Annotated in this window: 24 protein-coding genes; 20 read left to right on the top strand and 4 right to left on the bottom strand. The window is 67.0% G+C overall.

Annotated features, from left to right (window positions below):
- Nucleotides 1-8: 8 nt before the first annotated feature.
- From DSAT_RS02815 to DSAT_RS02895, 17 genes are all read left to right on the top strand, one after another.
- Complete coding sequence (locus DSAT_RS02815; protein ID WP_020886070.1) at nt 9-332, top strand: 4Fe-4S binding protein; 324 nt, start codon at nt 9-11, stop codon at nt 330-332.
- Between the two features lie 14 nt (nt 333-346).
- A complete protein-coding gene (locus DSAT_RS02820; RefSeq protein ID WP_040370621.1) occupies nt 347-2,812 on the top strand; it encodes a hydrogenase iron-sulfur subunit in 2,466 nt (821 codons plus the stop codon).
- A 161-nt stretch (nt 2,813-2,973) separates the two neighbouring features.
- Nucleotides 2,974-3,933, top strand: a complete 960-nt coding sequence (locus DSAT_RS02825) for a tripartite tricarboxylate transporter substrate binding protein (RefSeq protein ID WP_020886072.1) — start codon at nt 2,974-2,976, stop codon at nt 3,931-3,933.
- A gap of 310 nt (nt 3,934-4,243) precedes the next feature.
- A complete protein-coding gene (locus DSAT_RS02830; RefSeq protein ID WP_020886073.1) occupies nt 4,244-4,741 on the top strand; it encodes a tripartite tricarboxylate transporter TctB family protein in 498 nt (165 codons plus the stop codon).
- Nucleotides 4,742-4,769: 28 nt separating this feature from the next.
- Complete coding sequence (locus tag DSAT_RS02835) at nt 4,770-6,272, top strand: tripartite tricarboxylate transporter permease (protein ID WP_020886074.1); 1,503 nt, start codon at nt 4,770-4,772, stop codon at nt 6,270-6,272.
- A complete protein-coding gene (locus DSAT_RS02840; protein WP_020886075.1) occupies nt 6,269-7,195 on the top strand; it encodes a molybdate ABC transporter substrate-binding protein in 927 nt (308 codons plus the stop codon). Before DSAT_RS02835 ends, DSAT_RS02840 begins: the two co-directional genes overlap by 4 nt.
- A 191-nt stretch (nt 7,196-7,386) precedes the next feature.
- Entirely contained in the window at nt 7,387-8,106 is a 720-nt protein-coding gene (locus tag DSAT_RS02845; protein WP_052167314.1) for a Crp/Fnr family transcriptional regulator, read from the top strand.
- Nucleotides 8,107-8,360: 254 nt separating this feature from the next.
- Nucleotides 8,361-8,546, top strand: coding sequence for a hypothetical protein (locus DSAT_RS02850; protein WP_020886077.1), 186 nt, complete (start codon nt 8,361-8,363; stop codon nt 8,544-8,546).
- Nucleotides 8,547-8,617: 71 nt separating this feature from the next.
- Complete coding sequence (murJ, locus tag DSAT_RS02855) at nt 8,618-10,189, top strand: murein biosynthesis integral membrane protein MurJ (RefSeq protein ID WP_020886078.1); 1,572 nt, start codon at nt 8,618-8,620, stop codon at nt 10,187-10,189.
- On the top strand, nt 10,186-10,938 hold the full coding sequence (locus DSAT_RS02860) for a tRNA1(Val) (adenine(37)-N6)-methyltransferase (RefSeq protein ID WP_020886079.1): 753 nt from the start codon (nt 10,186-10,188) through the stop codon (nt 10,936-10,938). The genes murJ and DSAT_RS02860 overlap by 4 nt, the downstream gene beginning before the upstream one ends.
- Nucleotides 10,939-11,183: 245 nt before the next feature.
- Entirely contained in the window at nt 11,184-12,689 is a 1,506-nt protein-coding gene (locus tag DSAT_RS02865; RefSeq protein ID WP_020886080.1) for a glycosyltransferase family 2 protein, read from the top strand.
- Complete coding sequence (locus DSAT_RS02870) at nt 12,677-13,123, top strand: DUF3795 domain-containing protein (protein ID WP_020886081.1); 447 nt, start codon at nt 12,677-12,679, stop codon at nt 13,121-13,123. The genes DSAT_RS02865 and DSAT_RS02870 overlap by 13 nt, the downstream gene beginning before the upstream one ends.
- Nucleotides 13,123-14,478, top strand: coding sequence for an AAA family ATPase (locus DSAT_RS15725; protein WP_020886082.1), 1,356 nt, complete (start codon nt 13,123-13,125; stop codon nt 14,476-14,478). Before DSAT_RS02870 ends, DSAT_RS15725 begins: the two co-directional genes overlap by 1 nt.
- On the top strand, nt 14,475-15,425 hold the full coding sequence (locus DSAT_RS15730; protein ID WP_020886083.1) for a metallophosphoesterase: 951 nt from the start codon (nt 14,475-14,477) through the stop codon (nt 15,423-15,425). The genes DSAT_RS15725 and DSAT_RS15730 overlap by 4 nt, the downstream gene beginning before the upstream one ends.
- On the top strand, nt 15,409-15,726 hold the full coding sequence (locus DSAT_RS02885) for a hypothetical protein (RefSeq protein ID WP_020886084.1): 318 nt from the start codon (nt 15,409-15,411) through the stop codon (nt 15,724-15,726). The genes DSAT_RS15730 and DSAT_RS02885 overlap by 17 nt, the downstream gene beginning before the upstream one ends.
- Nucleotides 15,723-16,580 carry a CPBP family intramembrane glutamic endopeptidase gene (locus tag DSAT_RS02890; RefSeq protein WP_020886085.1) on the top strand — a complete coding sequence of 286 codons (858 nt, stop codon included), beginning with the start codon at nt 15,723-15,725 and terminating at the stop codon, nt 16,578-16,580. Before DSAT_RS02885 ends, DSAT_RS02890 begins: the two co-directional genes overlap by 4 nt.
- Nucleotides 16,577-17,305: a P-loop NTPase family protein gene (locus DSAT_RS02895; protein WP_020886086.1), complete on the top strand. Its 729-nt coding sequence runs from the start codon at nt 16,577-16,579 to the stop codon at nt 17,303-17,305. Before DSAT_RS02890 ends, DSAT_RS02895 begins: the two co-directional genes overlap by 4 nt.
- Before the next feature lie 52 nt (nt 17,306-17,357).
- Here the strand turns inward: DSAT_RS02895 and cmk are convergent, their stop codons facing one another.
- The 4 genes from cmk to DSAT_RS02915 form a co-directional block, all read right to left on the bottom strand.
- The gene (cmk, locus tag DSAT_RS02900) at nt 17,358-18,026 is read right to left on the bottom strand and encodes a (d)CMP kinase (protein ID WP_020886087.1); all 669 of its coding nucleotides are present in this window, start codon (nt 18,024-18,026) and stop codon (nt 17,358-17,360) included.
- Nucleotides 18,019-19,134 (bottom strand): histidinol-phosphate transaminase, encoded by a 1,116-nt coding sequence (hisC, locus tag DSAT_RS02905; RefSeq protein WP_020886088.1) that lies wholly within the window; start codon nt 19,132-19,134, stop codon nt 18,019-18,021. Before hisC ends, cmk begins: the two co-directional genes overlap by 8 nt.
- Before the next feature lie 280 nt (nt 19,135-19,414).
- Nucleotides 19,415-20,236, bottom strand: a complete 822-nt coding sequence (gene mazG / locus DSAT_RS02910) for a nucleoside triphosphate pyrophosphohydrolase (protein ID WP_020886089.1) — start codon at nt 20,234-20,236, stop codon at nt 19,415-19,417.
- A gap of 35 nt (nt 20,237-20,271) precedes the next feature.
- Complete coding sequence (locus DSAT_RS02915) at nt 20,272-20,814, bottom strand: CvpA family protein (protein WP_020886090.1); 543 nt, start codon at nt 20,812-20,814, stop codon at nt 20,272-20,274.
- Between the two features lie 376 nt (nt 20,815-21,190).
- Between DSAT_RS02915 and DSAT_RS02920 the strand changes: the two genes are divergently transcribed.
- From DSAT_RS02920 to DSAT_RS02930, 3 genes are all read left to right on the top strand, one after another.
- Complete coding sequence (locus DSAT_RS02920) at nt 21,191-21,445, top strand: DUF4212 domain-containing protein (protein WP_020886091.1); 255 nt, start codon at nt 21,191-21,193, stop codon at nt 21,443-21,445.
- Nucleotides 21,446-21,447: 2 nt separating this feature from the next.
- Nucleotides 21,448-23,223, top strand: coding sequence for a sodium:solute symporter family protein (locus DSAT_RS02925; protein ID WP_020886092.1), 1,776 nt, complete (start codon nt 21,448-21,450; stop codon nt 23,221-23,223).
- Between the two features lie 105 nt (nt 23,224-23,328).
- A complete protein-coding gene (locus tag DSAT_RS02930) occupies nt 23,329-25,236 on the top strand; it encodes a putative nucleotidyltransferase substrate binding domain-containing protein (RefSeq protein WP_020886093.1) in 1,908 nt (635 codons plus the stop codon).
- The last annotated feature ends 9 nt before the right edge of the window (nt 25,237-25,245 follow it).

Below are 25,245 nucleotides of genomic sequence, written 5' to 3' on the forward strand. Positions count from 1 at the left end.
TAATCAATATGCCGCCGAAGGTAGATTGGCAAAAATGCGACGGCTGCAAGGCTCTGGACGAGCCCCTGTGCGAACAGGTCTGTCCGGGGAACCTGATGACGCTCAACAAGGACAAGAAGGCCTACTGCCGCCCCTTGCGGCACTGCTGGGATTGCATGTCCTGCACCAAGGTCTGTCCGGTGGGCGCCATCGAGACGCGCATCCCCTTCCAGATCGGCTACCACGGGGCGAAGCTGATTCCCATGATGGGAACGAACAGCATCACCTGGACCTGTCAGGACATCAACGGAAAGGTCACCCGTTACCGCTTCAAAAACCGGATTGAGGACTAATGGCAGCTCAACCAATGAAGATCGCCGTTTTCTTCAATGACCAGGGCGGGCGCCTGAGCGCCGCCCTGGACATGGAGAAACTCATGTCGGTCGCGGCCAAGGCCAAGGGCGTGGCCAAGACCGACATTGTCGGGGACTCCTTCCTGGACGCCTTCCCGGCCCTGGCCGGGGAGGTGGTTCCGGGGGAAGGAATCGACCGGGTCCTTTTCGTGGGCGGATTCACCGACGCCCAGAAGAAGGCCTGCGCCCGGACCCTGGTCGATGCGGGGATCAACCCCTACATGGTGGAATGGTTCGATCCGACGGATCAGGGGCTGCTCAACACGGCCCTGGACCAGACCGTGCGGGACAAGAAGGCGGCGGTGATGCTCAAGATGGTCCTGGCCAGGGCCAGGAGCCTTGAGCCGCTTGCGCCCGAAACCCTGCCCGCCAACGAGAGGGTTTTGATCGTCGGCGGAGGCGTCTCCGGCATCCATGCGGCGGCTTCATTGACCAGGCTGGGCAAGCCAGTGACATTGGTGGAGAAGAACTCGGGCCTGGGCGGCAAGGTCGCCCAACTGGCCCGGTTCTATCCCCGCATGTGCGATCCCAGGTGCGGGCTCGAACACGTCCTTTTCGGACTCGCCGACTCGGATCTGCTCGACCTGCGCACCCTGGCCAAGGTCGAAAAGCTTGGCGGCGGCCCAGGCCGCTTCGAGGCCTCGATCCGCCAGGCTCCCCGTTACGTGGACGAGCGCTGCGACGGTTGTGGCGTCTGCCAGACCGTGTGTCCGATTGAGCTTGGCGATGCCGTGGCACCAGTCGAGTGCGAGCTGCCCGTCGAGGCGTTTTCGCCAGTCCAGATGCCCATCGAGGCCGAGGAGACCGTAGCGCCGTCCGAGATTTCGGAGCAGGTCGCGGCCGAGGCGACGACGCCTGTCGAGCGCCCCTCTCGTTTCATGCGCAAGGCGATCCACCCGGCCCTGCCCATGGCGTATCCGATCCAGTTCGTGGTGGAGCGCCGCCACTGTCCGCCCGATTGCCGCGAGTGCGAAAAGATTTGCCCGCGCCAGGCCGTGCGTCTGGAGCAGGAGGAGAAGGTCGAGAGCGTGGAGGCGGGCGCGGTGCTCGTGACCACGGGCTTCGACCTCTATCCCATGGAGCGGCTTGAGGAATACGGCTACGGCAGGCATCCGGGCGTCATCGACAACCTGGAGATGGAGCGCGTCCTTGCCCTGGACGACGCGCACATCGCGCGCCTGGACAAGAGCTTTGCCGCCGGTCTTACGTCGGTCGGCTTCATCCAGTGCGCGGGCAGCCGTGACGAACGGCATCTGCCGTACTGTTCCTCGGTCTGCTGCTCCGCGACCATGAAGCAGATACTGGAACTCAAGCGCATCAATCCCGAGGTCGCCTGCTACGTCTATTTCATGCACATCCGCACGCCGGGCTTCGACGAAGGCATGTACCGCAAGGCGCGCGAGGCCGGGACCGTGTTCATCCGCGAGCGCCCCGCCAAGGTGGACGTCGATCCGGATTCCGGAAAGATCGTCGTCGAGAGCCTGGACGTGGCCCTGGGCCGCAAGGTGCGCGCCGAACTCGACCTGCTCGTGCTGGCCGGGGGCATGTGCCCCTCGCAGGGTACGACGGAGGCGGGCAAGGTGTTGGGCCTGCCGACCAACGAGCACGGTTTCTTCGAGACCCACAGGCAGTGCTACCCCGCCGAGTCCCAGCGGCCCGGCATCTACGTGGGCGGTTGCGCGCGCGAGCCCATGGACGTTGCGCAATCCATCGAATCCGGAGCCAAGGCGGCCCTGGAGGCCCTGGGCTTCCTTGGCGCGGGCATCCGGGTGGAGCCCACCTATCCGACCTTCAACGACAAGAAATGCGATCAGTGCGGGCGCTGCGTGGAGGAGTGTCCCTTCGCCGTCCTGACGTACAACGAAAAGAACATCCCGGTGCCTGACCTGGCCAAGTGCCGCCAGTGCGGCAACTGTATGGGCATCTGTCCCAAGACCGCCGTGGATCTGAAGCACCGGACCATCAAGCAGTATGCGGGACAGGTCGAGGTCGTGGGCGAGAACACGTCCTTCCTGCCCAAGAGCGAGCCCATCGTTCTGGCCTTCCTGTGCGAGAACGACGCTTGGCTCGCGGCCCGCGAGGCCCAGGCCCAGGGGCGCGTGCCCGCAAACGTCGTGGCTCTCAAGGTGCCCTGCGCGGGAGCCTTGAACAACGCCCTGATCGCCGACGCGCTCTCCTTGGGCGTGGACGCGGTCTTCATCGGTGCCTGTCCGGACGAGACTTGCCACTACGTGAAGGGCAACCAGCTCATCCGCAAGCGCCACGACGATCTCACGGACAAGTTGAAGAAGATGTCCATGGACGTGGAGCGAGTCGTCTTCGCGGGGCTTGGTCCCAGGGACGTCGATGCGTACGTCCGCGCGATCGACGATTGCATCGCCCTTCTCAAGGAGAAGGGCCCCAACCCCTTCAAGATGTAAGGGGTGAAGAGAGAACCGGGAACAGGCGACGGCGCGAGGCGATTCGGCATGATCGGTCATGTGGAAGCCGCCTCGGCGCGCCGCCTTTACGGAAAACGACCAGAAAAGAAACTGTCGGCGTGGTATCGTGAATCGCAATGTCTAACCGAAGGAGAGGGAGTATGCGTTCTGCCATCGTAACCCTGTTTCTCTGTGTCTTCCTGGCCGGGATGTGCCTTGCGCAGCCCGTCCAGGCGTCCAATTATCCCGAGCGCCCGATCAAGATGCTGACCATGACCGGGCCGGGAGCCCAGATCGACCTTCTGACCCGCGCCCTGTCCGACGCCCTGAGCGCCGAACTGGGCAAGCCCGTCCTGGTGACCAACATGCCCGGCGGCTCCCACGGCAGCGTGATGGCCGCGGAGCTCAAGGCTTCCGACCCCGACGGCTATACCCTGGCCGTTTCGGCCACGGCGGCCTTCACCTACTCGCCCCACTACGTCCAGACCCGCTACACGTTCGACGACTTCGAGTATCTCTCCATGCTCGGCCTGAACCAGAGCGGCATCGTCTGCGCGCCCAACCGTCCCTGGACCAACTTGAAGGAAGCCTTCGAGTGGGCGCGCAATGAAAAGCGCGGTCTGACCTACATGTTTCAGGGCTCCGACGACCGCGACGTGATGCAGCGCATCGCCGCCAAGGAAGGCGTCAGCCTGTCCCTCATGCCGAGCACCGGCGGCCCGTCCATCATCTCCGCCGTCATGGGCGGCCACGTGGACCTTGGGCATCTGGGCGCGATCCTGTTCGAGTACGTCAAGGCCAACCGACTGAAGCTCCTGGCCGCCACCACCCCGCAGCGCCTCACCCAGCTTCAGGACGTGCCCACCCTGCGCGAACAGGGCTGGGACGAGTCCGTCGAAATGTTCGTGGTGCTGGTCGCGCCCAAGGGGCTGCCCGCGCCGGTTCTCGATCGTCTGAACCAGGCCATCGACAAGGTCGCCGCGAACGAGAAGTTCCGCACCTTCATCACCGACGAACTGATCATGGCACCCGTGACCTTCGGCCGCGAGGCCGCCCTGTCTTATATGAAGGAAGCCAACGACCGCTTCGGCAAGCAGGCGGCGGAAGCGAAGAAGCAGTAGTCCATCCGCGAGGGGGACGTCGGGGATCGCGAAAGGCGAACGTCCGACGAGGATTGCGGTCTGCCGGGTGCGCTTGGAATGGTGTGCCCGGCAGACTGCAAATAATACGCAAGCGATTGTTCGTGAATGAATTGATACGACATTGACAATGTTGAAAGAATGATTTTGACATGCAGTGTCCCGTTCGTTCAATGCAGGTTGTTGTGTGTATGCGCAAATTGAAAAAATGTTTTTTCATAAATTTGACATATCAATACGGCCTTTTGATATGTTTTCGCATGGCAAATGACGGGATTCAATGGAGATGGGGATGACAAGCAGAACAAGAGACAACCTGATTTACGGTGGGATCGCACTGGGAAGCGTGGCCTTCCTGACGTGGATCATCCCGGCGTACACCCCCGAGTATCCGGGGTACGGCGTTTCCGCGGCGCTTTTGCCCAACGTCGCCGTAAGCATCATTCTGGTGCTTTCGCTCCTGGCGCTGGCACAAAATTTTCTCGCCTATCTCGTGCTCAAGAAGAAGAACCTCCTCGAACCGGAAAAGCCGACGGAAGAGCCCCAGGAAAACGGCTACCAGGCGAAAAAGGTGCACTTGGTGCATCTCGCCAGGTTTATGATCCCCTGTCTTCTTGTCATGCCCGCCATGCATTGGCTTGGTTACGTTCCGGCCGGAATCCTGTTTCTGCTGGCGATCCAGTATATCGGCCTGCGGCCCAAGCCGCTGACGGGGTTGCTCGTGGCGACCATCCCCGTGGGCGTCATGTACGTGTTGATGGTCTACGGGCTTGGTGTGCCCCTGCCGTAAAACCCGAACGTTTCCGACCGGAGCGCATATGATCGAGTTCATCATCGCAGGGGCCCTGGACGCCATACAGCCCGTGAACCTGCTTTTCGTCTTCATCGGGGTCGCATTCGGCGTGCTGGCCGGGGCCATTCCCGGCGTCAACGGCCCCATGGCCATCGCCTTGTGCATCCCGCTTTCCTATTACATGTCGCCGGTGGCGGCCATCGGCTTCCTCGTCGGCCTGAACAAGGGCGCGTTCTACGGCGGGGCCATCTCCGGCATCCTGCTGAACACGCCGGGCACGCCGGAGGCGGCGGCGACTTCATGGGACGGCAACCCGCTGGCGCGACAAGGCAAAGGCGAAAAAGCCCTGCGCATGGCCCTGTATTCGTCGGTCTCGGGCGACGCCTTCGCGACGCTGGTGCTCATCCTCGTGGCGGCTCCCCTCGCGGCCGTGGCCCTGTACATGGGGCCGCCGGAAATCTTCGCCCTGATCTGCCTGGCCATGACCATCATCGCGGGCCTGGGCACCAAATCCCTCACGCGCGGGCTCATCGCCGCCGCGTTGGGCATCCTCGTCGGCACCGTGGGCATGGAGCCCGTGTCCGCCCTGCCCAGGTTGACCTTCGGTCTGTACCAACTCGAACGCGGCATCTCGCTGATTCCCGTGGGCATCGGCATGCTGGCCTTCTCCGAAATCATCATCCAGATGGAGCGCTTCATCAAAATCGGTGGCCATGAGTGCACCCTGGCCTTCTCCGACAAGCCTGAGGATCGCTTCATCTCCTGGGCCGAATACCGCAAGAGTCTGAAGACGATCCTGATGTCGTCGTGCTACGGCACGGCCGTGGGCGCGTTGCCCGGTCTGGGCGCTCCCGTGGCCTCGTTCTTCGCCTATGACCAGGCGAAGAAGCGCTCCAAGAACCCCGAGGAGTTCGGCACCGGCAAGCTCGACGGCATCGCGGCCGCGGAGTCGGCCAACAGCGCGGTCGTGGCGTCGAGTCTCATCCCGCTGTTCACCCTGGGCATCCCCGGCAACGTGGCCGCGGCCCTGCTCATCGGTGCGTTCGTCATCCACGGCATGATTCCCGGCCCGCTCATGTTCGAGCAGAACGCCCAGTTCATCTATTCCATCTTCGGCAGCCTCATCATCGCCAACATCTTCCTGCTCGGCGTGGGCCGCGTCGGCCTCAGGGCGTCGTGCCGGGTCGTGCAGACACCGGCCTCCATCCTGTACCCGGTCATCATCTTCACCTGCATCATGGGTTCCTATCTGGCCGCGTACTCGACCTTCGACGTCAAGCTGATGCTTTTCTTCGCCTTCCTGGCCTACTTCATGCGCAAGTTCGACTTCTCGTTCATCTCGTTCATAATCGGCTTCATCCTGGCCCCGATCTGGGAGACCGCGCTGCAACAGGTGGTCATCTCCTCGCAGTTCAATCCGTACATGTTCTTCTCCAGGCCGGTGGCCATGATCCTGATGGCCCTCACGTTCTACATCGTCTTCAAGACGACGTGGGGTTCCTTCAAGAAGAAGGCGGCCGTGGGATGACGCCGAGCGCAGACCCGACCCTCCGCCGAGGATTTCGTCTCGACTGGCCCGAGGAGCGGGCGGGCCGGTCGGGCGACGGGGTGCGTTGGCTGCAGCCGGAATCGAACATCTGTCTGGACTTCCACGGCGACCCCGCGCGGGCCCGGCTCGCGGTCTTTTCCGACGGCAACCATCACATGGCGCTTTTGCAGTGCCTGGACTGGTTCGCGCGCGATAACGGCGACCTGCCCGTCTTCTACGCCACCACGCCGCCGGGCGTGGTGGCCGCCATGCTCCGAAGCGGCGGACTGCACCTCGGCAACCTGACCATAAGCGCCACGCCCCATGTCTTCATCTCGCCGCCTGAGATCCTGGACGGTCTCGTGGCGGACGGGTTCATGCGCGGTCATATCCCGTTCGTTCGCAACCAGGGCAGCGTCATTTTGACGCAAAAGGGCAACCCCAAGGGTATCGTCGGGATCGCGGACCTCGCGCGCGAGGACGTCCGCCTCTTCCTCTCCAACCCAAAGACGGAGAAGGCCAGCTTTGCGGCCTATCACGCGACCCTTCGGGCCATGGCCCCGGAGGCCCTGGCAGCAAGCGGTTTTCCCGACGACAAGATCGCGCGCGGCGAGGTTCTTTTCGGCGAAAGCATCCATCATCGCGAAGCGCCCCAGGCGGTGGCCGACGGGAAGGCCGACGCGGCCATGGTCTTTTATCATCTCGCCCTGCGCTACCTGCGCATCTTCCCGGACGTCTTCGACGCGGTTCCCCTCGGCGGAAGCGTGGAGCGGCCCGACCCGGCGTCGGGCAACGTCGTCTCCCTAACCCACGCGGGGCTCGTGGGGGACGGCGGAAAGTGGGGCGCGAGGCTTCTTTCCTTTCTGTCGTCGGCAACGGCGCACGACATTTACAGACGCCACGGGTTGCTGCCCATGGATTGAAGCGCTTGCGTGAATTCGGTCAGTCCGGGGTCGTGCTGGGCGTGGCCAGGCGCGCGCGGCGGGCGAAAGAAACGAAGACGCGGCCGCAAGGCCGCGCGAGCATGAAGTGAACGCGAGGGGCGCGACGCTCTGGGCCGTCACGACGGCCTGGGGCGTCGCTTTGCCTTTGTCAGACATCTGGGGTAGATTATATGTATTCGATCACAAGGAGCGACCCGGTGGCCACGCACGACTGGCATCTGGGCGAGGACGATTTTTTCGCGGACCTTGCAGCCGAACGGGAGGCTTTCCTGCGCCTTTCGCGGCGGCGGGAACTGGCCAAGGGTGACATGATCTTTTTCGAGGACGATGCGGGGGAGTCGTGCTTCTATCTGGAGCACGGACTCATCAAGATTTTCCGCATCGCCGCCTCGGGCAAGGAGCCTATTTTCTTTCTGCGCCATGGCGGGGAGATGTTCGGCTTGGCCGAGGTCATGGAGTCCGAGACGCGCAAGGCCAACGCCCAGGCGCTGTCCCCGTGCGTGCTGCACGAGATCGACAAGCGCGAATTCGAGAAGTTCCTGGCCGAGAACTTCCGCGCCACGCGAAAGGTCATCCGCATCCTGGGCCGCCGTTTGCGCTACCTGGGCGAGCAACTCGGCAATCTCATGTCCTGCGATGTGGGAACTCGGCTTGCCAAGCTCCTGGTCTACATCGCCCACGACGAACTTTCCGCCGAGGATTCCTGGCGCAGGCCCGTGATCTTGCCCGTGGCCCTGACCCAGGAACAGATGGCTGCCATGACGGGATCGTGCCAGCAGACCGTGAGCGAATTCCTCAAGCGATTCCAGGAAGAGGGTTTGGTGCGCGTGGGCCGCAAGAAGATCACCATTCTCGACCCGCTGAAGCTTTTGGAGAAGGCCGAAAAATAACTCCCGCAAAGATTCTCCGCCGCCGAGTCGGTGCAAGAAGCCCAGGCCCGAGCGCGCTGACCGTGCGCTCGTCCTGGGCTTTCGCGCGTTCCTGGCCCCGCGATTTCCTGGGGCGCGCGGGTCGGGCCAATTCCAGCAATCGAGGCGCGAGGCCGCGAAGTATCGCCCAGGCGATGGAACACCAACGTCCTCCGGGCGTAAGCATGTGCCACGATCGAAAGCTTTTTTCTTTCGGAGCAAACCCGGAGGCCATCATGCTCTACAGTCTGCGAAGCCTGCAAAAGAGCGGCGGATGCCTGCGCGTGCGCTGTCCCGGATGCGCCGAGAAGCGTGACGTGCGCCTTGAGGACGACGAACGGCGCAAGGCTTTTTACTGCCAAGTCTGCCGCACGCCATACATCGTCGAGGTGTACGAGGACGGCCTGGTGCAGGTGGCCTGACGGGCCGCGCGCGAAGCTGCACCGGCCAGGGCTTTGGGGGTGCGTCTTGCCGCACGCGGCGCGCTGTGGCAATGTCGCGGCCCAAGGAGAGCCCCGCCCCCGTGACCACCCACTCCCGCGCCATCGCCAGGAACGCCGCCGTGGTCGGCCTGGCCACGCTGGCCTCGCGCATCCTCGGCTTCGTGCGCGATCTCGTCACGGCCTTCGCCCTGGGCGCGGGGCTTGTGGCCGACGCCTTCTTCGTCGCCTTCCGCCTGCCAAATCTCCTGCGCTCGCTGTTCGCCGAAGGCTCCCTGACCATGGCCTTCATCCCCGTGTACTCGCGCATCCGCGAGGAGCAGGGCGAGGCCGCGGCCCACGCCCTGGCCCGCTCCATCCAGATGTGGCTGCTGGTGGTCGTGGGCGGCGTCTGCATCCTGGCGGTCATTTTCGCCGCGCCTCTCACGGGCCTCATCGCGCCGGGCTTTCGCGACAATCCCGAGCAGTTTGCGCTGACCGTGCACCTGGTGCGCATCTGCTTCCCCTACATCCTCTTCGTCTCGGCCATGGCGCTGTGCATGGGCATCCTCAACTCAATGGGCCATTTCCTCATGCCTGCGCTTGGCCCCTGCGCGCTCAACGTCTGCCTCATCGCGGCCGCGCTCGTGGGGCACTACGCCCTTGGCGACGTGGCCACGGCCATGGCCTTCGGCGTGCTCGTGGCGGGCCTCACGCAATGGGCCATGCAGCAGCCCGCCCTGTGGCGGCGCGGCTTTTCCTGGCGCGGCGAATGGTCGTGGCGGCACCCCGGCGTCTTTCGCGTGGGCAAGCTCATGCTGCCCACGGTCATCGGCGCGGCCGTCTATCAGATCAACATCCTGCTCTCCACTCTCCTTGCCTCGCTTCTGCCCACGGGCAGCGTCTCCTACCTCTACTACGCGGACCGGCTGGTGCAGTTTCCCCTGGGCGTCTTCGGGGTGGCCGTGGCCACGGCCGCGCTGCCGAGCCTGGCCAAACTCGCCGCCTCGGACAGCAAGGAGGAGTTCGCCGAGACGCTCGAATCCTCGCTTGGGCTCATCACCTTCATCAGCCTGCCCTCGGCCGTGGGGCTCATCGCCCTGAGCGGCCCCATCGTGGAACTGCTTTTCATGCGCGGGGCCTTTACCCAGACGGACGCCACGGCCACCATGGCCGCCCTGGCCGCCTACGGCGTGGGCCTGCCCGCCGTGGCCCTGGTCAGGCCCTACGTCTCGGCCTTCTACGCGCGCGAGAACACGCGCACCCCCGTGATCGTGGCCTTTGTCAGCGTCCTCACCAACGTCACCTTGGGCTACGCGCTCATGCAGCACTATGCGCACGTGGGGCTGGCCGTGGCCGTGAGCGTCGCGGGGTTCGTGAACGTGGCCATCCTGGCCGCGATCATGCGCCGCGAGGTCGGCCGCGTCCCGCGCATCGGCCGCACGGCCCTCATCTCCGGACTGCTTTCGGCGGGCGTGGGGCTTGGCTGTCTGGCCGTGATCCCCCTGGGCAAGGCCGTGGCCATCGGCTCCATTCCGGTCTTCGGCGCGCTCTATGTGGCGGCTGCCTGGGCCTTGCGCGTGCCCGAGGCCAGGCTCTTCACCTCCATGCTCGCCCGGCGCTTCACGCGCAACAAGGCCGCATGAGCCAGACCGCGCGCGAGCGCTTTCCGCGCGGCTTGGCGCAGCCCGCGCATGGGCACCGCTTCGGCGCCGACGCCCTGCTTCTGGCCGCTTTCGCCCATCCAGGGCGCGGCCCGGTGCTCGATCTGGGCGCGGGCAGCGGGGCCGTGGGGCTCGGGCTTGCGTTGCGCGGGGAAAAGCTTGTCGTGCACGCCCTGGAGATCGAGGAGGAGGCCCTGGTTTGCGCGCGCGAGAACGCCCGCCGCCTGGGGCTTTCGGAGCGCTGGCGGGCGGTGCCCGGCGACGTGCGGACCATCCGTGAGCTCGTGCCCGCCGAAAGCTGCGGCCAGGTGGTCTGCAATCCGCCCTGGTTCAGGCCGGGGCGCGGCCGAATGAGTCCGCACGCGGCCCGCGAGCGGGCACGGGCCGAGACCGGGGCCTTGCTTGCCGACTTCGCGGCCGCCGCGTCCTTTGTACTGCCTGAGCGCGGCCGGGCCGCCTTCATCGTGGCGGCCGGGCGTCTGGCCGACATGCTCGCCGCCTTTGCGGCCCACGGCCTCGCGGCCAAGCGCCTGGTGTGCGTCCACCCCAAGGTCGACGCCCCGGCCCGCTTCGCGCTTTTGGAGGCGCGAAAGGGCGGTCGGCCCGGCCTTGCGGTAGAAGCCCCGCTCGTGCTGCACGATGCGTCCGGCGCGCTTTCTGCGCAGGCCCTGGCCATGTGCCCCTGGCTGGCCAGCGGGCGCGGGCCGGGCGGGCGAGCGGGTGTGGATTGATCTTTTGCCGCGCCTTGGACACACTGGCTGCAAAGACGGGCACACGGACATGAACATGCGCCATCCCATCGACCATCCGCTGCGCGACGCGCGCGCCATGCTCCTTTTCGGGGCTGCTGGCGAGCGCGACCTGCTGCGCGCGGCCGACCTCGCCAGCGCCCAGGGGCTGCCTGGGCTCGCCCGCGCCCTGCGCCTCGACGCCCTGGAGAGCGCGCCGTTTTCCGGCGAGGCGGCGGCAGCGGTCGTTGCGGCCGAACGCGAAGGGGCGTCGCGCGGCCCACGCGCGCGCCCTCCTGACCGCCGTGCAGGATGCGGACCCCGACGTGCAGGGCGTGGGGTATTTCCAGCGTCTCGTGGAGCGGCGCGAGGGCGAAAAGCTGCTCGATTTCCTGGAGGGGCGTCTGGCGCGCAACGCCGCGCCCTTCTGGCTGCACCAAGCCTGGCATTTCGGCCGGTTCGCGGCCCGCGAGGGCTGGCTCGCCGCGCATGTGGCGACGCATGCGGCAGCCGGACCCGTGCGGGATTTTGTGCGCGCGGAGTGCGCCTTTGGCAGCGGCGATCACGAGGCCGCGCTGTCGGCCCTGGCCGCGTTCCTCCAAGAGGGCGAGATGGCGGGCTGGCAGCGGCCGCGCCTGCTCGCGGCCGAGTCCCTGCGCCGCCTGGGCAGGCGCGAGGAGGCCGTGCGCCTTTTTGCGGCCGTGCTCGGCCAGCGTCCGTGGGACGCTGGGCTTTGGCGCACACTGCACGACCTGGCCCTGGACGTGGACCGCGCGCGGGCCGCCTTGCCCGGCTCGCTGGCCGTGTGCCTGTATTCCTGGAACAAGGCCGAGCCGCTGGCCGGGACGCTCGAGGCGCTGTTGCCCGCCGTGTCTGGCGCGCATGGGTCTGGCGCGCATGGGTCTGGCGTGCACGGGGCTGGCGACGTTCTGGTGGTCCTTCTGGACAACGGCTCCACGGACGAAACGCCCGAGGTGGCGCGGGCCTTTGCCGATCGCATGGGCGAGCGTTTCGCGTCCGTGCGGCTGCCCGTGAACGTGGGCGCGGCCGGGGCGCGCAACTGGCTTTCGGCGCTGCCCCAGGTCATGGCGCGCGATTTCGTCTGTTTCCTGGACGACGACGCGCTCCTGCCGCCCGACGCCTTCGGCCTTTTGGGCGCGGCCGTGGCCACCCATCCCGAGGCCTTCGTCTGGGGGGCCAAGGTGGTGGACGCGGCCGCGCCGCAGATCGTCCAGCACGCGGGGCAGCATCTGCTGCTGGACGAGGAGGGCTTTCGCGTGGACAATCCGCAGGCGCGCGAGCCGGACCGGGGCCGTCTCGACATGCTCGCGCCGTGCACCACGGTCACGGGCTGCTGCCACCTCTTCCGGGCCGCGGAATTGCGCGCGGGCGGCGGCTTCGACATCCGCCTCTCGCCCTCGCAGTACGACGACCTGGAACGCGACGTGCGGCGCGGGATTCAGGGCGGTTTCGCGGTCTGCCAGGGGCATCTGGCCGTGCGTCACCTGAAGTCCTCGGGCGCGGCCTCGCGCGTGGAGCGGGCCGCCGCGGCCAACGCGGCGGGCAACCGCCTGAAGCTTCAGGCCCTGCACCCGGCCGCCGAGGTGGCGCGCTTGATCGCGGCGGACCTTAGGCGCCAGGAAGACGACCTCGCGGCCAAGGCGACGCGGCTGGCCGCGACGCTGCCCGAACTCACGCCCGCGCTGAAGACCTTGGAGGCTCTGACCGCATTGGAGGAACCATGGACGAGATGAGCGAGGCCAGACGCGATCTGGCCCCCTGCGGCCTGTCGTGCGCCCGCTGCCTGTCCTTTCACGAGGGACCGGTCAGGACGCACGCGGCCGCGCTTTTGGAGGCGCTGACCAACTTCGAGCGCCATGCGCCGCGCTTCGCGGCTTTCGATCCGGTCTTCGCCAACTACGGCCAGTTCCGGGAGATGGCCGCCTGGTTCGCCCAGGGCCGCTGCACGGGCTGCCGCACCGGCCAGTGCCTGCACGGCGGCTGCCGCGTGGGTGGGTGCGCCAGGAGCAGGAAGGTGGACTTCTGTTTCGAGTGCCCGGATTTTCCGTGCGCCGAATCCGGGCTCGAAGAGCCGTTGCGCTCGCGCTGGATCGACATGAACCGGCGCATGGCCGAGATCGGCGTGGCTGCCTTCCACGCCGAATCCAAGGGCAGGCCGCGCTACTGATGCTCTCCCGCCTGGTTCTCGAAAACTTCATGGCCCACGGCCGCACCGAAATCGAGTTCGGGCCCGGCCTGACCGTGCTCACCGGCCCCAACAACGCGGGCAAATCCGCCGTGGTCGAGGCGCTGCGCTGCCTGGTCACGAACCCTACGCCCAAGCACTTCATCCGCCACGGGGCCAAGGAGGCGCGCGTCACGGCGCTGCTCGACGACGGCACGGCCGTGACCTGGGTGCGGCGGCCCAAGCACGCCATCTATGAGGTCCTGCGGCCGGGCGCGGCCGAGCCCGAGGTCTTCGCCAAGCTCGGCAAGGGCAACGTGCCGCCCGAGGTGGCGGGGATTCTCAGGCTTTCACCCGTGGAGGTGGAGAGCCTGGACGGCGGGGTGGACGTGCACCTGGGCAACCAGCGCGAGCCGATCTTCCTGCTCAACAAGCCGCCCTCGGTCATGGCCGCGTTCTTCGCCGCCTCCTCCGAGGCGGCCCACCTGCTGGCCATGCAAAAGGCCCTGGCCGAGCGCGGCAAGCAGGCCCGGCGCGCCGAGCGCGATCTTTGCGCGCGCATCGCGGCCCAGGACCAGGGGCTCTTGGCCCTGGCCGCGCTGCCCGAGGCGGTTTTGGGCGTGGAGCGGGTGGAGCGGCTGCACGACGAGGCGCGCGAGCGCCTTGCGGCCGAGCCGTTGCTTGAGCGCTCTATCCAGGCGCTGCAGGGCCTTGCGGCCAGGCGCGACGCGGCTTCGCGGCGCACCGAAAAACTTTCGCGCGTGATCGAGCCTCCCGCGCTTTCGCCCGTACGGCCCCTGGCTGAATGGCTGGCCGCGCACCATGGCGCGGGCGAGCGCCTTTGCGCGGCCACGGCGCGGCAAAAGGCCCTGGCCGGGCTCTTCGGCCCGCCCGCGCTGGCCGACGCCGCCACGCTCGCGAACGCCGCGTCGGGTATTGCGCGGCTCAGGGCGCGGCAAGGGGAGAGCAGGGCCAGGCAGGCCGCGCTCTCGCCCCTTTCCCCGCCGCCAACACCAGGCGAGACCGCCGGACTTGCGCAGACAATCCAGGCTCTGCGCGCCGTCACAGGCGGGCGGGAGAGGCTTTCGGCGCGCGTCGCGGGCCTTGCGGGGCTCGCTCAGCCGCCCGATCTGGCCTCGGCCATGGAGGGGGCCGCGCGGCTGCGCACGCTTCTTGGCGACGTCTCGCGCCGTCGCGCCGAAGTTTCGGCCGCGCGAAACGCCCTGGACGGGACCAAGGCCGCCCTGCACGCCACGGCCAAGCGCGTGCGCGAGGCGCTGGCCCGCGCGGACCGCTGCCCCACCTGCGGCCAGACCTTCGACCCGGCCGCCTTCCTGGGCGAGGAGGAGGGCGCGTGACGAAGACCATCGAGGCCGAGGGGCTGCTCCTGATCCCCGATCCGCACGTGGCCGCGACCCCGCCGGGCCAGCGTCTGGACGGCTTCATGGAGCAGGTGTTGGCGAAACTCGCCTTCTGCCTGGAGAGGGCCGCGCGCGACAACCTCGTGCCCGTGATTTTGGGCGACCTGTTCCACTGGCCGCGCGACAACCCGAACTCCCTGCTTGTGGCCCTGATCGGGCTTTTCGGGCCGCACCGGCCCTTCACCCTCGTGGGCAACCACGACAAGTACCAGACGCGGCTCACGGACGACTGCTCCGTGGCCGTGCTGCGGGCGGCCGGGGTGGTGCGCCTCATCGACGAGGCCGGGCCGGTCTTCCGGCTTCAGACGCCGGGCGGCGCGGCCCTTATCTGCGCCTCGCCCGACGGCTTTCCCCTGCCGCGCGTCTTCGAGAAGTCCGAGGACGAGGAAGTGGTCTGGCTTTGCCACCACAACATCGGGTTCCCGGATTTTCCCGACCGTCAGGTCGCGCCGCGCGAGATCGAGGGCGTGGATTGGGTCGTCAACGGCCACATCCACCGGCCGCAGCCCACGCTTGTCCGTGGCGGCACGCGCTGGGCCAACCCCGGCAACGTCACGCGCCTGACCTTCAGCCGCCGCACGCGCGAGCGCGTCCCGGCCGCCTCCATCTGGCGGCCCGGCTGCGAGGACCTGACGCACGTGCCCGTGCCGCACCTGCCCTTCGAGCGGGTCTTTCCCGACCAGCCGCTGCCCGAGGAAGCGCCGGGCGGGGCCAGGGAGCCCTCGGCTTTCCTGGCCGGGCTGGAGCGGCTGGCCTGGAGGCGCACGGCCGAAGGCGCGGGGCTGCGCGAATTTCTGTCCGCCAACCTGAACCCGGAGCTGCCCGAGGCGAAGCTCGTCTGGGAACTGTACGAGGAGGTCACCGGCAATGGCCGCGAAACATGAGCATGGACCCGACGACAAGGCCCTGGAGCGCGAACTCGACGCGCTCAGGAAGGAGTACGAGCGGCTGCGCGAGGAGCGCGTGCGCAACGAGCAGAACCTGGAGAACCTGACGCGCCAGCTTGCCGAACTGGAGGCCAGGGCGCAGGCGGAGTACGGCACGTCCGACCCCGAGGCGCTGGAGAAGCTCCTGGCCGAGCGCAGGGCCGAGAACGCGCGGCTGGTGGAGGAGTACAAGCGGCACGTGCAGGATATCCAGGCCGGACTCGCGGCCCTGGAGAAGGCGGCCGAGGGACAGGCGTGATCCGGGGCGTCGCGGTTTTCCTGGCCGTCGCGTTCGGCTTTTCCTGGCTGGTCTGGGAGCTGCTTTCGCGCGCGGGGCACGCCCCCGGCTCCACGGACATGGCCGCGCTCTATCTGCTGGCCTCCTTCGGCCCGGCCCTGGGCGCTACGGCCGCGCGGCTCGCCACGCGCCAGGGCTTCGCCGACGCGGGCCTTGCCCCGCGCCTTAAGGCCGCGCTGCCGTGGTATCTCTTCGCCTGGCTGTGGCCGCTCGCGGCCGGGGCCGTGATCCTGCTCCTCGCGCAGGTCCTGTCGCTCGCGCACGTGGACTGGTCGCTCGGCTCGGGCCTGGCCGCCCTGGCCGACGCGCGCCCGGACGCCGGACATCTGCGCGACCTGGCCGGATCGGGCGTGCTGGTCAACGCCATGCTCATGGCCGTGCCAAGCGCCCTGATCCTCTTCGGCGAGGAGTTCGGCTGGCGCGGCTGGCTGCAGCGCCGCCTGTGCGCGGGCAGGCCCGGCGCGGCCGCCGTGGCCGTGGGCGTCATCTGGTCGCTGTGGCACCTGCCGCTCAACCTGCGCGGCTACAACTTCCCGCACGACCCGCTGCTCGGCCAGATCGTCTTCACGGCCAACCTGATCTTCCTTTCGGTCATCTTCGGCTGGCTGCGCGAGCGTTCGGGCACCATCTGGACCGTGTGCCTGGCCCACGCCTCGACCAACACCGTGGGCGCGACCCTGGTGACGCTCGCGATCGGAGGCGGGCAGGACCTGTTCGTGGCCTATCTCGGCGCGCTCGGGGTCGTGCCGCTGGGCGGGCTTGCGCTGTGGCTCGCGGCCACGGGCCGTTTGCGCCGCGCGGGAGGGGGCGCATGAACGAACACCTGCCCGGCCTGCCCGATTTGCCCGATTTGCCCGACCCGCGCGGGTTGTCGCGCCGCCTGGACAGCCTTCGGGCCCTGGCCCGGACGCGGCACGACGAGCGGCTGCGCACCGGAAAGGAGCTTGTGGAGACGCGCGCCTTCCTGGAGCTTTTGCCGCGCGCCGAGGCGCTGCTCGAAAACCTCTCCAACGCGCTGTTCGGCGAGCTTCTTTCCGAGATCGAGCAGAGCCTGACCCAGGCCATCCGCGAGATCCTGGGCCAGGAGCGGACCGTGCGGGCGGTGCGCGGCAGCTACGGCGGGCGGCTGCACGTGCACTTCGAGATCGAGCAGGACGGCTGCACCGAGGACGTGCTCACCGGCCAGGGCGGCTCGGTGTGCAACATCCTCTCCGTGGGGCTTCGCCTGATCGCGCTCTCGCAGCTCGATCCCGCGCGCCACAGGCCGTTTCTGGTGCTCGACGAGCAGGACTGCTGGCTCAAGCCGGAGCTGGTGCCCCGCCTGATCGGCGTGGTCAAGGCCGTGGCAAAGCGGCTGGGCATTCAGGTGCTCATCATCAGCCACCACAGCCTGGACCACTTCAGCCTCAAGGCCGAGCGCATCTACGGGCTTTCCGCCTCGCGCGAGCACGGGGTGGAGGTCCGGCTGCTGGCCGTGCGCACGCCCGGCCCTGCCGAAGAGCCCGACACGTCCGGGGCCTTGGACAGCGTGGAAGAATAGCCCGAAAAATCGCCCGGCAATGCCGTTCGCACGGCCTTTTGCGGGCGGCGCGTCAGGCGGCGGAGGCCACCAGCCGCTTGAGTTCCGCGAAGACCTGATCCACGTCGAGCTTCGTGGTGTCCACGATGATGGCGTCCTCGGCGGGCTTGAGCGGGGCCACGGCGCGGTTCCTGTCCTGGGCGTCGCGGACTTTGATCTGCACCAGGATGGCGTCGTAGTCCGCCTCCTGGCCCATTTGGCGCAACTGCAGCACGCGCCGCGTGGCGCGCTCTTCGGGCGTGGCGTCGAGGAAGAATTTCACCCGCGCCTCGGGAAAGACCACCGTGCCCATGTCGCGCCCCTCGGCCACCAGCGAGCATTCGCGGCCGATCTCGCGCTGGGCGCGTTTGAGCGCCTCGCGCACCGGGGGCAGTGTGCCCACGGCCGAGGCCAAAAGCCCCACCTTTTCGGACCTGATCTCGTCGCCCATCTCGTGACCGTTGACCAGAAGCCTTGTGTCCGCGCCCGCGCCCTCGATGGCAAAGCGCATCGTGGCAAGTTCGGCCGAAAGCTTCTCCTCGGGCCAGTCGCGCGCGCCCTCGCCCAGGCTGAAGCCGATGGCCCTGAACATGGCCCCGGTGTCCAGGTAGGCCACGCCGAGTTCCTCGGCCAGGCGTCTGGCCAGCGTGGTCTTGCCCACGCCAGCCGGGCCGTCCAGGGTCACGATGAGTCGCTCAGCCATGCAGCACCTCGGCCAGGGCCGCGATGAAGGTCTCGTTCTCGCGCCGCGTGCCCACGGTCACGCGCAAACGGTCGGCAAGGCCGAAGCCGCCCAGGTGGCGGACGATGATCCCGCGCGTCAGAAGGGCCTCGAACACGCCGCGCGCGTCGAGCCCCGGCCGCGCGGGCGGGCGGAACATGATGAAGGACGACTGCGAGGGCGCGGGTTCGCAGGACAGCCGCGTCAGCTCGCGGGTCAGCCATTCGCGGCCCTCGCGCGTTATGCGCAGGGTCTCCTGCAGGAAGACCGTGTCGTCGAGCGCGGCCATGCCCGCGTAGGTGGCCAGAAGGTTGACCGAGAAGGGCATCTGGCAGGGCCGGGCGATCTCGGCCAGCCAGGCGGGCAGCACGCCGTAGCCCAGGCGCAGCCCGGCCAGGCCGAAGGCCTTGGAGAAGGTCCGCGTCAGGGCCACGTTGGGGAATTCGTCCAGGCGCGAAAGCAGCGAGCGCTTCGCGGGGTCGTCCGCGAATTCGACGTAGGCCTCGTCGATGACCAGCAGCGCGCGCTCGGGCAGCCGTCGGGCCAGATCCGCAAGCTCCTCGGCCGTGGCCGCGTAGCCCGAGGGGTTGTCGGGGCTGGTCACGAAGACCAGGGCCGTGTTCTCGTCGCAGGTGTCGATGAGGTCGTCGAAGGGGAAGGTGAAGTCGGCGCGAAGCGGCGCCTGACGGAACTCCACCCCGAGCATGCGGCTGCACATGCCGTACATGCTGAAGCAGGGCGTGAAGGCCACGACGTTGTCCTGGCCCGGCCGCGCCTTGATCCGGACGAGCAGGTCGATGAGTTCGTCCGAGCCGTTGCCCGCGATGATCCGCTCCGGCCCGACGCCCAGATGCGCGGCGATGCGCGCGTTCAGTTCGGGGTTGCCCAGGCGTGGGTAGCGGAAGGCCTCGGCCGCGCGCTCACGCAGCACCTTCTGGACCAGGGGCGGTACGCCAAGCGGATTCTCGTTGCTGGCCAGCTTGATGATCCGGCTCAGGCCGTACTTTTGGCGGATCTCGTCGATGGACAGGCCGGCCACGTAGGCCGTGAAGTCCCTGACCCCGGGCCGGACGTCGTACAGTGCGCTCATGTCGGTCTCCTTGAAAGGCGGCCCATTTCAGCCGCAAACGGCCGCGCGGTCAAGTGGAAGAAGACAACGTTGCCGCAGGTGGCTTTCAATGGTTTGGGGCGGCGCACCGCGCCGCCCCGGGGGAGGAGGGAATGGTTGATGAAGGAGGCGGGACAGGGTGTCAGCCTCGGCCATGGCCGCGTAGGCCCTTAGTGGACATGGCCTAACAACCTTCCATTTCAGGGGGAATTATTTTTTTCGCCAATGGGGGCAAGAGGTTGCCGAAATGGGGCCGACGTGCTCAGGACGCGTCGCGACCGGTTTTAAGGCCGCGCTGTTCTTCGGCCTTGGCTTCGTCCCACAGCGCGTCCAGAGCGGCCATATCGAGTTCGGCCACGTCCTTGCCCCGCTCCCGCGCCAGGGATTCCATGCGGGCAAAGCGCGTCAGGAAGCGGGCGTTGGTCTTGTCCAGGGCGGCGTTGGCCTTCACTCCCAGGCGGCGGCCAAGCTCCACGAAGGTGAACAGCGCGTCGCCGTACTCCGCCTCGATGCGTTCGGCATCGTCCGAGGCCACGGCCTCGTCGAGTTCGCGCATCTCGGCCGCGAACTGCGCCCGCGCGGCCTCGTCCGAGGCCCAGGTGAAGCCCGCCCGAGCGGCCTTGGAGTGGATGCGGTATGCCTTGAGCAGCGGCGGCAGCCCCCTCGGCAGCGAGTCGAAGACCCCGGCGGGCCGTCCTTCTTCGTCGGACTTCTCGGCCCGCTTGATGCGCTCCCAGGTGCGCAACAGGTCGTCCTGGCAGGAGATCGTGCCGTTCGCGAAGACGTGGGGGTGGCGGCGGATCATCTTGGCCGCGCTCTCCTCAAGCGAGTCCTTGAGGCTGAAGGCCCCAGCCCGCTCGTAGAGCTCGGCCACGAAGAGCAGCAGAAACATCACGTCGCCTATTTCCTCGCGCGCCCCGGCCACGTCGCCCGAGCGGATGGCCTCGACGAGCTCGAAGGCCTCTTCGACCACGTAGTCGCACAGGCTTTCGGGCGTCTGCTTGCGATCCCAGGGGCAGCCCGTGGGGGAGAGCAGGGCGGTGATGACGTCTGACAGGGCCGTGAACGCTTCTTCGGTCTTCATGGAGCCTCGCGGTTGGGGAGTGGTCGGAGCGCGGTTCAGAAGGACAGGATTTTGTCGGGCATGCGGAAATGGATGTCCGAAAGCTTCTTCTGACTGTCTTCCAGGGTCTGGCGCATCTCGTCCGGCAGATAGCCAGCCATGTGCGCGGCCACCTTGGCGATGTGCGGGGAGAGTCGCGACTCGACGAGGTATTCCGAGTCGGGGATGAAGGTGGCCATGGCCAGCACGGTCACCGCGCAGATCAACCCGCCCTTGAGAAAGCCGAGCAGCCCGCCCATGGCGTGGTCCGCCGTGGCCAGAAGCTGAAGCCTGAGAAGCCCCGAGAGCATCCTGAGCGCGATCCAGGACGCGAACATGGTCCCGACGAAGACGAGCAGGTAGGAGGCCGTGTCCGCGTGTCCGCCGTTGCCCATGAAGTCCGCGAGTTGGGGAACGAGGACGTCGCCATAATGGTTGGCGGCGTAGAAGCCGACCACGAGCCCCACGATGGAGGCCGCCTCCCGCACCAGGCCGTTGATAAAGCCGCGCAGCAGGAAATATCCAAGGATGACGCAGAATATGATGTCGAGAATGTTCATGCCCAGTGCCTGTCCGCCTGTTTGACGACCCCCCTATCAGATGCGGGTTGAAAAGAGAAGGCGGACGGCGAATGGCCTCGTTCGGGGGTGAACGGCGAATGACCTGGGCCAAGCGGCGGCGACGGGTCCGCCCGGCTGGCTCGAGGGAACCGTTCAGCCGTTCACCGAAAAAGCGTCGCCCGGATGATCCGCGTCATCTAGGAAGGGGGTCAAGAGCCGCTATGGCAATCGGGCCGGGGCGGAAAATCGAGGGAGGTTGGTATGACCCTGGGAGCGTATCGCATTGCGCCGAGCCTAGCGGCCGAAGGTATCGTCGGCGCGTGAGGCGAGGCGAGGCAAGGCGGCGTAAGACTTCAAACATGCGAGCGAGGCGGTCATGAATCAACCTGATCTCAAGGAATATTGGAAGAAGAACGTTTCCCTTATGATCGTTCTGCTTTCCATCTGGGCGCTTGTTTCCTACGTCTTCGGCATTTTGCTGGTCAACCAGTTGAACGCCATCGTCATCGGCGGATTCCCCCTGGGATTCTGGTTTGCCCAGCAGGGCTCCATCTACGTCTTTGTCGCGCTGATCTACGTCTACATCTGGCGGATGCGGAAGCTCGACAAGGAATATGACGTGGAGGAGTAGTCATGAGCATACTCACCTGGACCTACATCATCGTCGGCCTGACGTTCGGGCTGTATATGTACATCGCCTGGGCGTCCCGCGTGAAGGACACCAAGGGTTTCTATGTGGCGGGCGGCGGCGTGCCTCCCCTGGCCAACGGCATGGCCACGGGCGCGGACTGGATGAGCGCGGCCTCGTTCATTTCCATGGCCGGCATCATCTCCTTTTCCGGCTTCGAGGGTAGCGTGTATCTCATGGGCTGGACCGGCGGGTACGTGCTCCTGGCTCTCCTGCTCGCGCCCTATCTGCGCAAGTTCGGCAAGTTCACGGTGCCCGACTTCGTGGGCGACCGCTACTACTCCACCACGGCCCGCGTCGTGGCCCTGGTCTGCGCCATCTTCGTCTCCCTGACTTACGTGGCCGGGCAGATGCGCGGCGTGGGCATCGTCTTCTCGCGCTTCCTGGAAGTGGACGTGACCACGGGCGTGGTCATCGGCATGTGCATCGTGTTCCTCTACGCGGGCCTGGGCGGTATGAAAGGCATCACCTGGACCCAGGTGGCCCAGTACGTGGTGCTCATCATCGCCTTCACCATCCCGGCCGTGGCCATCTCCATGAAGATCACGGGCAACCCCATCCCGCAACTCGGCTTCGGTGGCACCATCACCGAGGGGACGCACGCGGGCCGCTTCCTGCTGGAGACGCTCGACGCGATCAACAAGGATCTGGGATTCGCGGCCTACACCTCGGCCTACGGTCCCGGCCAGAAATCCATGATCGACGTGTTGTGCATCACCCTGGCGCTGATGGTCGGCACAGCGGGTCTGCCGCACGTCATCGTGCGCTTCTACACCGTGCCCACGGTGCGCGCGGCCAGGCTCTCCGCGGGCTATGCGCTGCTCTTCATCGCCATCCTCTACACCACTGCCCCGGCCGTGGCGGGATTCGCGCGCTACAACATGGTGGACACCCTGAACGACAAACCCTACGCCGAGGCTCCGCAGTGGTTCAAGGACTGGGAGAAGACCGGTCTCGTGGCCTGGGTGGATAAGAACGGCGACGGCATCATCCAATACCGCGCGGGCGATCCTTTCAAGGGCAGGCTGAGCTTCACGGGCGAGACCGGCCCGCACGGCCAGCCGTTGGTGGCCAACGCGCCCACGGACAACGAGAACGAACTCTACGTGGACCGCGACATCATGGTGCTCGCCAACCCGCAGATCGCCAATCTGCCCGCCTGGGTCGTGGCGCTCGTGGCCGCTGGCGGCCTGGCCGCCGCGCTCTCGACCGCCTCGGGGCTCCTGCTCGTGGTGGCCAGTTCCATCTCGCACGACCTCTACTACCGGGTCATCAACCGCAAGGCGACCGAGAAGCAGCGGCTGCGCATCGGCCGGATCATGATCGGCCTGGCCGTGCTCGTGGCCGGCTACTTCGGCATCAATCCACCGGGCTTCGTGGCTCAGGTGGTGGCCCTGGCCTTCGGCCTGGCCGCGTCGAGTTTCTTCCCGATCCTGGTGCTGGGCATCTTCTCCAACAGGGTCAACCGGGAAGGCGCCATCGCGGGCATGATCGCGGGCATCGGTTTCACCATGCTCTACATCGTCCAGACCAAGTTCATGGGTGTGTCCCCGTGGTTCTTCGGCATCTCGCCGGAGGGAATCGGCGCGGTCGGCATGTGCCTGAACTTCGTCGTCACCTGGGCGGTTTCGGCCATGACGCCGCCGCCGCCGCAAGAGATCCGGGATCTGGTCGAATCCGTGCGCATCCCCAAGGGCGCGGGCGCGGCCGTGGATCACTAATCGCCGGAGGTGGGGAGACTTCCGGCCCGGGGCCGGGCGGCTTAGGAACCAGGGACAGGGGGCCGCCCGGCCCCCCTTGGGGGAAAGGAACGCGAAGGAGAAGTCGTGAATGCCGACGTCAATGTAGTGGTCGAGTTCCTGGGCAAAACGCTGCCCTTCTCCGAGCTGGCGCCCGAGACCCTGGCCAAGGTGGCCAAGGTCTGCGCCATCGACTTCTTTCCGGCGGGCACGAGGCTCATGACCCGGGGAGAGACCGTGCTCAAGGACGTTTACGTCATCCAGTCGGGCGCAGTCAGGCTTTTCCTCGACGACGAAGAGGGCGGCGAGACCCTGGCCGATTTCCGGGGCGAGGGCGCGGTGGTGGGCGTGCTCTCCGCCGTGCGCGGCGGCACGGCCAATCTCTCGGCTGCCACCGTGGAGGACACCTTCGTCTTCCGCATGCCCGTCGCGGTCTTCAAGGGGCTCATCGACAGCGAACCCGCCATGGCCCAGTATTTTCTGAAGAGCTTTTCCGAGACCTACGTCTCCAAGGCCTTCGGTGAGCTTCGCCGTCGCAGGGTACCCCCGCGCTCCGAATCGAGCCTGCCGCTCTTCGCCACCCGCGTGGGTGACGTGGTGCGCCGCGCGCCTGTGACCGTGGACGAGGGCACCGACATCCGCCGCGCCGCCGAGGTCATGGCCGAGGAGGGCGTGGGCTCGCTCCTCGTCACGGACCGGGCGGGCGAGGTGACGGGCATCGTCACGGACAAGGACCTGCGCTACAAGGTCGTGGCCCAGGGGCTGAACTACAACTGGCCCGTGGCCGAGATCATGTCCGGCCCGGTGCGCTCCGTGACCGCAGGCGAGAATTGCTTCGACGCCCTGCTGACCATGATGAAGCACCAGATCCACCACCTCGGCGTGACCAGGGACGCGCACATCGCGGGCGTCATAACCTCGCACGACCTGATGGTCCTGCAAGGCCGCTCGCCCTTCGGCCTGTTCAGCGAGATCGAGCGCGAACGAACCTTCGAAGGGCTGTACCAGCTATCGGGAAAAGTGCCGCTCGTGGTCCGGCCGCTCATCGAGGAGGGGGCCAAGGCGGGCAGCGTGGGCCGCATGATCGCGGTCCTGAACGAGGCTCTTTTGGACCGCATCCTGACGCTTTTGCAGGAGGAGCTTGGTCCGCCGCCCGCGCCGTTCTGCTGGCTGCTCCTGGGCAGCGAGGGGCGCCGCGAGCAGACCTTCCGCACCGACCAGGACAACGCCCTGGCCTTCAGACTGCCCGAAAAGCCCGGGGAAGCGGCCAAGGCGCGAGAATACTTCATCAATTTCGGACGTGCGGCCATCACCCATCTGGTGCGCTGCGGATTCCCGCCCTGTCCGGCCGAGATGATGGCCTCCAACCAGCGCTGGAACATGCCCGACGAGGACTGGCTGAACTTCTTCCGCGACATCATCCGCCGTCCCGAGCCCGAGCGGGTGCTGCATGCCACGATATTTTTCGACATGCGGCCCGGCTTCGGCTTTTTTGAACTGGGCAGCCGGATCAAGGAGGAGGTCTGCCGCGAGGCCGCAAAGAACGAGGTCTTCCTGGGCTTTTTGGCCCGTGACTGCCTGCGCGCCAAGCCGCCCTTGTCGTTCTTCAAGAATTTCGTGGTCGAGAAGAGCGGCGAGCACAAGAACCGCCTGGACCTCAAGGCCAGGGGCATCATGCCTTTCGTGGACGTGGCCAGGCTGCTGGCATTGCGGCTTGGCTTGGTGGAGTGCAACACGCTGGCGCGGCTCGCCCTGGCCCGCGACGCCGGCCTGCTCTCGGGCGAGTTGCACGCCGAGGCGGCCGAAGCCTTCGAGTTCGTCTCCCAGATCCGCCTCGTGCATCAGCTCCGGCTCATGGAGCAGGGGCTTGCGCCCGACAACCACCTCGATCTCGACAACCTGACCGAGCTTGAGAAGCGCACCTTGAAGGAGGCTTTCGGCGTCATCGGCGAGTTGCAATCCTTCGTGCGCCAGGAATTTCACATCCAAGGCTGAGGGAGGAAA

Source organism: Alkalidesulfovibrio alkalitolerans DSM 16529, assembly GCF_000422245.1.
Classification (GTDB): Bacteria; Desulfobacterota; Desulfovibrionia; order Desulfovibrionales; family Desulfovibrionaceae; genus Alkalidesulfovibrio; species Alkalidesulfovibrio alkalitolerans.